The 8,605-nt window shown below is 68.6% G+C and carries 9 protein-coding genes; 1 reads left to right on the forward strand and 8 read right to left on the reverse strand.

Going from position 1 to position 8,605, the window contains the following annotated elements; translation table 11 throughout:
- On the forward strand, positions 1-813 hold an 813-nt coding region (locus ACYVE7_RS23845), incomplete at its 5' end, for a sensor histidine kinase (protein WP_460367358.1).
- 45 nt (positions 814-858) lie between these two features.
- Here ACYVE7_RS23845 and ACYVE7_RS23850 read toward each other — a convergent pair.
- From ACYVE7_RS23850 to ACYVE7_RS23885, 8 genes are all read right to left on the reverse strand, one after another.
- Positions 859-1,428: a hypothetical protein gene (locus ACYVE7_RS23850; RefSeq protein WP_460367359.1), complete on the reverse strand. Its 570-nt coding sequence runs from the start codon at positions 1,426-1,428 to the stop codon at positions 859-861.
- 142 nt (positions 1,429-1,570) lie between these two features.
- Positions 1,571-2,845: an ATP-dependent Clp protease ATP-binding subunit ClpX gene (gene clpX / locus ACYVE7_RS23855; RefSeq protein ID WP_460367361.1), complete on the reverse strand. Its 1,275-nt coding sequence runs from the start codon at positions 2,843-2,845 to the stop codon at positions 1,571-1,573.
- Positions 2,846-3,015: 170 nt separating this feature from the next.
- Positions 3,016-3,690: an ATP-dependent Clp protease proteolytic subunit gene (locus ACYVE7_RS23860; RefSeq protein ID WP_460367363.1), complete on the reverse strand. Its 675-nt coding sequence runs from the start codon at positions 3,688-3,690 to the stop codon at positions 3,016-3,018.
- Positions 3,690-4,319 (reverse strand): ATP-dependent Clp protease proteolytic subunit, encoded by a 630-nt coding sequence (locus ACYVE7_RS23865; protein ID WP_460367364.1) that lies wholly within the window; start codon positions 4,317-4,319, stop codon positions 3,690-3,692. Before ACYVE7_RS23865 ends, ACYVE7_RS23860 begins: the two co-directional genes overlap by 1 nt.
- Positions 4,320-4,538: 219 nt before the next feature.
- Positions 4,539-5,966 (reverse strand): trigger factor, encoded by a 1,428-nt coding sequence (gene tig, locus ACYVE7_RS23870; RefSeq protein ID WP_460367365.1) that lies wholly within the window; start codon positions 5,964-5,966, stop codon positions 4,539-4,541.
- 163 nt (positions 5,967-6,129) lie between these two features.
- The gene (locus ACYVE7_RS23875) at positions 6,130-7,905 is read right to left on the reverse strand and encodes a substrate-binding domain-containing protein (RefSeq protein ID WP_460367367.1); all 1,776 of its coding nucleotides are present in this window, start codon (positions 7,903-7,905) and stop codon (positions 6,130-6,132) included.
- A gap of 93 nt (positions 7,906-7,998) precedes the next feature.
- Entirely contained in the window at positions 7,999-8,361 is a 363-nt protein-coding gene (locus ACYVE7_RS23880; RefSeq protein ID WP_460367369.1) for an effector-associated constant component EACC1, read from the reverse strand.
- On the reverse strand, positions 8,358-8,605 hold a 248-nt coding region (locus tag ACYVE7_RS23885; protein ID WP_460367370.1), incomplete at its 5' end, for a YbaK/EbsC family protein. The genes ACYVE7_RS23880 and ACYVE7_RS23885, both read right to left, overlap by 4 nt.

Here is an 8,605-nt window from a genome sequence, read left to right on the forward strand (position 1 = left end):
GCGGCCGTCGAGATCGACGGCCGGATCGTCGACAGCGACGGGACCCTCGGCGCGCATCCGCGGGCGATCCCGCTGGTCTGGCACGGCGAGCCGATCGGCAGGCTGCTGATCGAGTCACGCGGCCGGACCGACCACCGGCTGCTGGGCGTGCTCACCCGGCATGTCGCCGACCTCGCGCACACCGTCCGGCTGCTGCGGCTCTCCCAGGAGAACCTGATCATCACCCGGGAGGCCGAACGGCGCAGGCTCGGCCGCGATCTCCACGACGGCCTGGGCCCGACCCTCGCCAGCCTCGCCCTGTCGGTCGACGCCGCCAGGATCCGGCTCCGCTCGGACCCCACCAGCGTCGAACCGTCGCTGGTCGCGCTGCGCGAACGGATGACCTCGGCGATGACCGAGATCCGCGAACTGGTGCACGGTCTGCGCCCGCCCGCGCTCGACGCCCACGGGCTGGCCGGGGCCGTCCGCGCGCTCGCCGCCGACCTGCCCAGCCCGACCGTCAGTGTCGAGGCCGACCTGCCGGGGCTGCCGTCGCCGGTCGAGACGGCCGCCTACCGGATCGTCCAGGAGGCCCTGACCAACATCACCCGGCACGCCAAGGCCACCAGCGCAGCGATACGTATGACGGCCGCGGAGGACCGGCTCGAGATCGTGGTCACCGACGACGGCCGCGGCCTGCCCCGTGTCCCGGGCACCGGCCTCGGCCTCACCTCGATGCGCGAACGCACGGCCGAGCTGGGCGGCACCTTCACCCTGGCCTCCCGTCCCGGCCACGGCACCACCCTGACCGCCCGCCTCCCCCTCACCGGCTGACCCGCGGGATCGGAACACGCGCGGGGTGTTCCGGTCCCGCGCGGCTCACGGATAGCCGTACTTCGGCGCGGGCAGCTCGGGCGTGACCTTGACCTGGACGACGAAGTCCGGTCCCGGGCGGTGGTCGCCGGTGAACGTCAGCGGGTAGGCGCGGTCGAACTCCTGCTGCCAGGTCCGGTGGATCGGCAGCTCGACGGAGCGGGCCTCGCCGGGAGCGAGCGCCAGTCCGTGGTGGAGCACGGCCGGGATCCTGCCGCTGGACGAGCAGCGCCCGTCGTGGCCCACGCAGATCCCGTAGGGCGTCTCCTCGCCGGCGTTCTCGAAGGTGATCCGCCCGTAGGTGAGGGCGCAGCCCGCGGGCGCGAACCCCTTCGGGCCCAGCTTCACCGACGACGCCCAGACGCCCCCCTCACAGGGGACTCCGGTGAACGGGCCGTCCGGCTCGATCACCAGCTCCTGTGTCAGATACGTCGTCAGCGCCGCAGGACCGACCAGGATCGCGACGAACACGAACGGCTTGACCGGCCGCCACTTCCGCGACCACCGCCAGCCCAGAAACCGCAGAGCCGCGTAGAACGACGCGACGGCCACCAGCACCGAGATGACCAGAAGCATCTCTTCCCCCATCCGCTTCGTCCCGATCTACCGGAGATTGGGACGCCGCCGGAGGCGGCTTGGTTGCGGAGATCACGGACCTGGGGCGGGAAAACGGAAAGCCCCGGCCAGGCCGGGGCTTTCCGTCGGATGCGCTGGTGCGTCAGGCGCTCTTCTCGCGGGGCTCGCGCTTCTGCACGCGCTCACGCGGGACGAGAGTCGGATTGACGTGCTCCAGGACCGACTCACGGGTGATGACGACCTGGGCGACGTCGGCTCGCGACGGCACCTCGTACATCACCGAGAGCAGGACCTCTTCGAGGATCGCGCGCAGACCGCGAGCGCCCGTGCCGCGCAGGATCGCCTGGTCCGCGACGGCCTCGAGGGCGTCGTCTGTGAACTCCAGCTCGACCCCGTCCAGCTCGAACAGCCGACGGTACTGCTTGACCAGGGCGTTCTTCGGCTCGGTCAGGATGTTGATGAGGGCGTCACGGTCCAGGTTGTGCACCGAGGTGACGACCGGAAGCCGGCCCACGAACTCCGGGATCATCCCGAACTTCAGCAGGTCCTCGGGCATGACGTCGCCGAAGATGTCGCTGTTCTTCGCGAAGTCGACCTTGGAGCGGATGACCGCGCCGAAGCCCATGCCCTGCTTGCCGACCCGGCCCTCGATGATCTTCTCGAGGCCGGAGAACGCGCCACCGCAGATGAACAGCACGTTCGTGGTGTCGATCTGGATGAACTCCTGGTGCGGGTGCTTGCGGCCGCCCTGCGGCGGAACCGAAGCGGTGGTGCCTTCGAGGATCTTCAGCAGAGCCTGCTGGACACCCTCACCCGAGACGTCCCGCGTGATCGACGGGTTCTCGCTCTTACGAGCGATCTTGTCGACCTCGTCGATGTAGATGATGCCGGTCTCGGCCTTCTTGACGTCGTAGTCGGCCGCCTGAATCAGCTTCAGGAGGATGTTCTCGACGTCTTCGCCGACGTAACCGGCTTCGGTCAGGGCCGTGGCGTCCGCGATCGCGAACGGCACGTTGAGCAGCTTGGCGAGTGTCTGTGCGAGGAGCGTCTTGCCCGAGCCCGTGGGGCCCAGCAGCAGGATGTTGGACTTGGCCAGCTCGATGACGTCGTCGCGGGAATCGCCGTTCTGGATCCGCTTGTAGTGGTTGTAGACCGCTACCGACAACGCCTTCTTCGCCGTGTCCTGCCCGATCACATAGCCGTCGAGGAACTCGTAGATCTCACGCGGCTTGGGCAGGGAGTCCCATTTGAGGTCGGAGCTCTCGGAGAGCTCCTCCTCGATGATCTCGTTGCAGAGATCGATGCACTCGTCGCAGATGTACACACCCGGGCCCGCGATGAGCTTCTTGACCTGCTTCTGGCTCTTCCCGCAGAACGAGCACTTCAGCAGGTCACCACCGTCACCGATGCGTGCCACCCGGTTGTCTCCTTTTCGTGGGGCCGCCTGTTCGCGGCGGTGCGCAGGTCCGTCCCCGCGCACCGCCGAAAAAGGCTGCTTCGACGGTACCGTCTCCGGGGCGCCGGGTCACACATCGGTTGGGGAAGTGTGGCCGCGAAGCCGGGGGGTTCCCCGGGCTGTGCGCCGTCTTACGAAGACACTACCTCCACCCGGCGCTTCTTGCTGACGAAGACGTCGTCGATCAGACCGTACGTCTTGGCCTCGTCCGCCGTGAGGATCTTGTCTCGCTCGATGTCCTGGCGGACTTCCTCGGGCGTCTTGCCCGAGTGCCGGGCGAGGATGGTCTCGAGCTGCTCGCGGATCCGCATGATCTCGCGCGCCTGGATCTCGATGTCCGAGCCCTGACCGTAGGTGCCCTCGGTCGCCGGCTGGTGGATCAGGATCCGGGAGTGCGGAAGCGCGGCGCGCTTGCCCGGGCTGCCGGCCGCGAGCAGGACCGCGGCCGCGGAGGCGGCCTGGCCGATGCAGACGGTCTGGATGTCGGGCTTGACGAACTGCATCGTGTCGTAGATCGCCGTCATGGCCGTGAACGAGCCGCCGGGCGAGTTGATGTAGATGCTGATGTCGCGGTCCGGGTCGATGGACTCCAGCGTCAGGAGCTGGGCCATGACGTCGTTGGCGGACGCGTCGTCGATCTGCACGCCGAGGAAGATGATGCGCTCCTCGAACAGCTTGTTGTACGGGTTCATCTCCTTGACGCCGTAAGCGGTGCGCTCGACGAACGAGGGGATGATGTACCGGCTCTCGACCGGCTGGATGCCGGACGGACGGGCGGTGCCGCCGATGTTCATGATTCGCTCCATCAGGAAACCGGCCCTTCCGAGGGAACCTCGTTAGCGCTTCTGATGACGTGGTCGACCAGACCGTAGGCCTGGGCCTCGTCCGCGGTGAACCAGCGGTCGCGGTCGGAGTCGGTGCCGATCTGCTCGACCGTCTGACCGGTGTGGAAGGAGATCCGCTCCGCGAGCGTCTTCTTGACGTAGAGCATCTGCTCAGCCTGGATCTTGATGTCCGAGGCGGTGCCGCCGATGCCGCCCGAGGGCTGGTGCATCATGATCCGGGCGTGCGGGAGCGCGTAGCGCTTTCCGGGGGTGCCGGCGCACAGCAGGAACTGGCCCATCGACGCCGCCAGGCCCATGCCCACGGTCACAATGTCGTTGGGCACGTACTCCATGATGTCGTAGATCGCCATACCTGCGGTCACCGAGCCGCCGGGCGAGTTGATGTAAAAGGTGATGTCGCGCTTTCCGTCCTCGGCCGAGAGCAGCAGCAGCTCGGCGCAGAGACGGTTCGCGATGTCGTCGTCGACCTGCTGGCCGAGCACCACGATGCGCTTGCGAAGAAGCTGCTGGTGCAGTGCCTCCTGCGCCAGAAGAGCGCCGGGAGCACTCGCCTCGCGCATGACGGTCGGCTCGTGGAAGGTCGGAGGCATGCTCACCCTGTTCCTCCGTTAGGTTTCGACGGTCTGATGTATTGGACACTAACGCTCCCCCACCGGGGTTCATGCCAGCGAGGCGTTCTTTTCGCTCGGGGCGTACCCGCCGCGCTTTTTCGCACTAATGGGTTTGGCCGGTCGCGAACGGTGCCAGAACACAAACGCCCCGCCTGCCGATAAATCGGCGAGCGGGGCGAAAGGGATGTTCTCTGCGAATCAGGCCTCGTCGGCCTTCTTCTCCTCGGCGGCCTCGTCAGCGGCCTCTTCGGTGATCTCCTCGGCCTCGGCGACCGTCTCGGCCTCCAGGTCGACGGTCTCGCCGTTGATCTCCTTGCGGAGCGCGTCGAGGTCGAGCTCGTTGCCGGACTCGTCCGAGATCTTGACGTGCTCGACGATGAGGTTCAGCGCCTTGGAGCGCAGGACCTCGGCGACGAGGGCCGGGATCTGGTTGTTCTCGGTGAGGTACTGGGCGAGCTGCTGCGGCGGCAGGCCCATCTGCATGGCCTGGGTGACCACGTACTCCGAGAGCTCCTCGTTCTCGACGCCCAGCTCCTCCTGGAGAGCGAGCTGGTCGAGGATGAAGCCGCCCTTGACGGCCTTGGCCGCGGCCTCGGCGATCTCGGCGTCGAAGTCCTCAGCCGTCTTCTCCTCCTCCGTGAGGTAGTCCTCGCGGGAGAGGCCGTTCATGGCGAGCTGCTGGTCGAGCTGCTCGTTGCGGCGGGAGATCTCGCTGGCCACGACGGACTCGGGCAGCGGGATCTCGACCTTCTCGAGCAGGGCCTCGAGGGCCTTGTCCCGGGCCTGGCCGATCTGGTTGAGGGACTTCTGCCGGGCGAGACGCTTGCGCACGTCGCCCTTGAGCTCCTCGACGGTGTCGAACTCGGACGCCAGCTGCGCGAACTCGTCGTCGGCCTCCGGCAGTTCCTTGCTCTGCACCTTGGAGACGGTGACGGTGACGTCGGCCGTCTCGCCCTTCTTGGAGCCCGCCACCAGGGTGGAGGAGAAGGTCTTGGACTCGCCTGCGGACAGGCCGACGATCGCCTCGTTCAGGCCCTCGATGGCGCCTTCGGAGCCGACCTCGTAGGAGTAGCCCTTGGTGGCGGCGTCCTCGACGTCCTCGCCGTCGATGGCCGCGGCCAGGTCGATGGTGACGATGTCCTTGTCGGCGGCGGCGCGCTCGGCGACCGTCAGGGTCGCGAACCGGTCGCGGAGGTTGCCGAGGGTCTCCTCGACCTCCTCGTCGGTGACGGTCGCGTCGTCGACGGTGACGGGCAGGCCGTCGTAGGCGGGCACCTCGAAGGTCGGACGGATGTCGACCTCGGCGGTGAACTCGAACTCCTTGCCGTCGTCGAGCTTGGTCACCTCGACCTCGGGCTGGCCGAGGACGAAGAGTTCCTTCTCCTCGATGGCCTTGCCGTACAGGCCCGGGAGCGCGTCGTTGACGGCCTCCTGGAGCACGGCGCCGCGGCCGACGTACTGGTCGATCAGGGCCGCGGGGGCCTTGCCCGGGCGGAAGCCCTTGAGCCGCACCTGCTTGGCGAGCTCCTTGTAAGCCTTGTCGAGGCTCGGCTTGAGCTCTTCGAACGGTACTTCGATGGTGAGCTTCACCCGGGTCGGGGTCAGCTCCTCGACGGCGGTCTTCACGGGGCAGGTCTCCTTGATCCGGCGGTTCAGTGGCTCTCGCGCTCCAGCCCTTTCGGACAAGCGCGGGCGGCCGCCGGTCTCACGATTTGTTTCGGGCGGCAACACATGCCTATGGCTGGTTCAGTCTAGGGGGTCTCGGCGACCACCGAGGACAACCGCCTTTTCAGAAGTTGGAAAGGAGCTCGGAGAAGACCTGGCTGATGCTGTTGGGATCCTGGGAATCGTAGGCCGCACCGTCCGTGGCCTGGGCGATCTTTGTGAGGGTGCCCAGATCGGCGCCGTCACCGAAGGCCAGGGTGAAGACACGAACGGGTTCGCCTTCGCGTGCGGCGAGGCGTCCGGTGAGGGTCTCGAGGTCCGGAATGCCGCCTTCGCGATCGTTCTGGCCGTCGGTCATGACGACGACCGCGTTGATCGCGCCGATGGCCTTGGCGCGGCGCAGTTCGTCGTAGGCGGCGGCCGTGGTGTTGTACAGGCCGGTGCCGCCCTGGACCTTCAGCCCGGCCAGCGCCGACCTGATCTGCTCGCGGTGGCCCGGCTCCATGGCGCCGAACGGCACCAGCGGCCGGTGGTCGCGTTCGCCGTCGAGCTTGGAGGAGAACTCCCAGAGCGCGACCTGGTCCTGCGGCGCGAACTCCTTGAGGGCGTTGATCGCGGCGTCCTTGGCCAGGTCCAGCCTGGAGCGGTCGGTGCCGGGGACCTTCTCGTTCATCGAGCCCGACTTGTCGAGGACCAGCAGCACCTTGGCGGGCTTGCGCAGCTCCGTCCAGCTCTTCAGGACGCCCCGCATGACCTCGGGTCCTGGCAGCCGGAGCCGGGTGGCGGGCTGCTCGGCGAGCACCCCGAACTCGCGGGTCGCCGACGCGCCGGCCGCGCCCTGGTAGCTCCGGTAGCCGTGGTCGGTGAAGATCTTCTGGGCGGGGTCGGTGTGCAGCCACTTCAGGAAGTCGGCGGCGGCCGCCCTGCGCTCGCCCGGCAGCCCGGCCAGCTCGACGAACGGGTGGTCGGAGAAGACCGTGCCCTCCTTCGGGTAGAAGGCGACCACGGGGACCTTCGGCCGGGCGTGCTTGCCGATCTGGTCGGGGTCGATCGTCGGGTTGCCCTGGTTGTAGTTCCAGACGAAGGTCTCCTCGGCGGTGACCGCCGAGATGTAGGAGAGCGCCTCGCCGCGGTCGTCGGCGCGCTGCAGGTTGGAGAAGAAGGTCAGCAGGGTGTCGCCGTAGTGCACGATCGACTTCTCGATGTTCCCGACGAACCTGCGGTTCTGCGGGGCGGCGAGGTCGGCGGTGGTGAGGTCGCTGGTGGAGCCGGTGGCGGCGAAGTAGGCGGCGAGCGTGGCGTTGAACCCGCTGGTGGAGTAGTTCGGGTTGGTCTTGCCGAGCTTGAACGCGCCCCACTCGGGGTGGCCCTTGGTCTTCCAGCCGCCGGTGGTGGCGAGTTCGGCCAGATCGCGCCAGCCGATCTGCTTGGCGGGCCAGCCGAGCGCCTCCGCCATGGGCTTGGGCATCGCGATGGTCAGCGGGGTGGTCATGATCGGCTGCCAGGTGGAGCCCTCGATGGCGCCGGGGTTCTGGGCGCGCAGCAGCGAGGCCCACTGGGCGGAGGCGGGCGACCAGACGTCGGGCTTGGCGCCGTCGCGCGCCTCGTCCCAGCCGCGGGCCAGCGCCTCCATGGCGGTGCCGGAGTTCTTGGAGTCGACGGTGACGCTGACGCACTTGCCGCCGACGACGGCGTCCTCGGCGTAGGCGTCGCCCGCCATCTGGAGCAGGCGCACCTTGTCCTGCGACGCCGCGACGCGCAGCGACACCGTCCCGTCGCAGCCGCCCGGGCCCTTGGTCAGGAAGTACACGACGCCGACCACGACGACCAGCGTGACGGCGGTGACCGCGGCCAGCACCGGCCACGTGCCCGCCCGACGGGTACTCGTACTGATCGCCACTGAACCTCCTGAGAACACCCGCCGTGGGAAGAGAAGCCTCCCTGAAAGATCAACCGTTAGATGCCGAAGATCGCGGGTTGGTGCCCTTCGTCATCAATCCGTTGTGGTTCGGCCGCCGGAGGCGTCGAACGCGGCCTTGAGCAACGTGAGGACGTCGACGCCGCCCGCCGCGTCGAGCATGACCGGCGGACGGTCGCCGATCCGCAGGAAGAGGGTCAGCCCGGACGGCCTGAGCCGCAGCCACAGCTCCACCGACGCGGCGAGCGCCGCGGCGTCGACCCGGTCGGCCAGGGTCACCAGGAGCTCCTCGTCGATCGAGCCGAGCGCGCCGGGGGCCGGCGGAGCGGCCGCGAACGTGATCCGGCCGAGGTCGGCGCCACGCAGCCAGTCGTCCAGGGAGCGCAGCTCGTCGGGGTCGGCGACGGCGAGACGGACGGTCAGGGTTCCTGCGGTCACGGTTCTCCCACGGTGAGGGTCGCTCCGGTGGCGCGGATCAGTCCGGCGGGGGTGAGTTCCAGCTCCAGGCCGTCGCGGCCGCTGGAGACCACCACCGAGGACAGGTCCCGCAGCCGGGGGTCGAGCAGGACGGGCACCCGCAGCGGCAGGGCGAGCGGGGTGACGGTGTCGGCGTCCAGGTGCCGGAGGTCGGCGGGGTCGGCGATGCGCGCGTCGGCGCGGCCGAGGGTCGCGGCGACGGCGC

Source organism: Actinocorallia lasiicapitis (genome assembly GCF_054778695.1).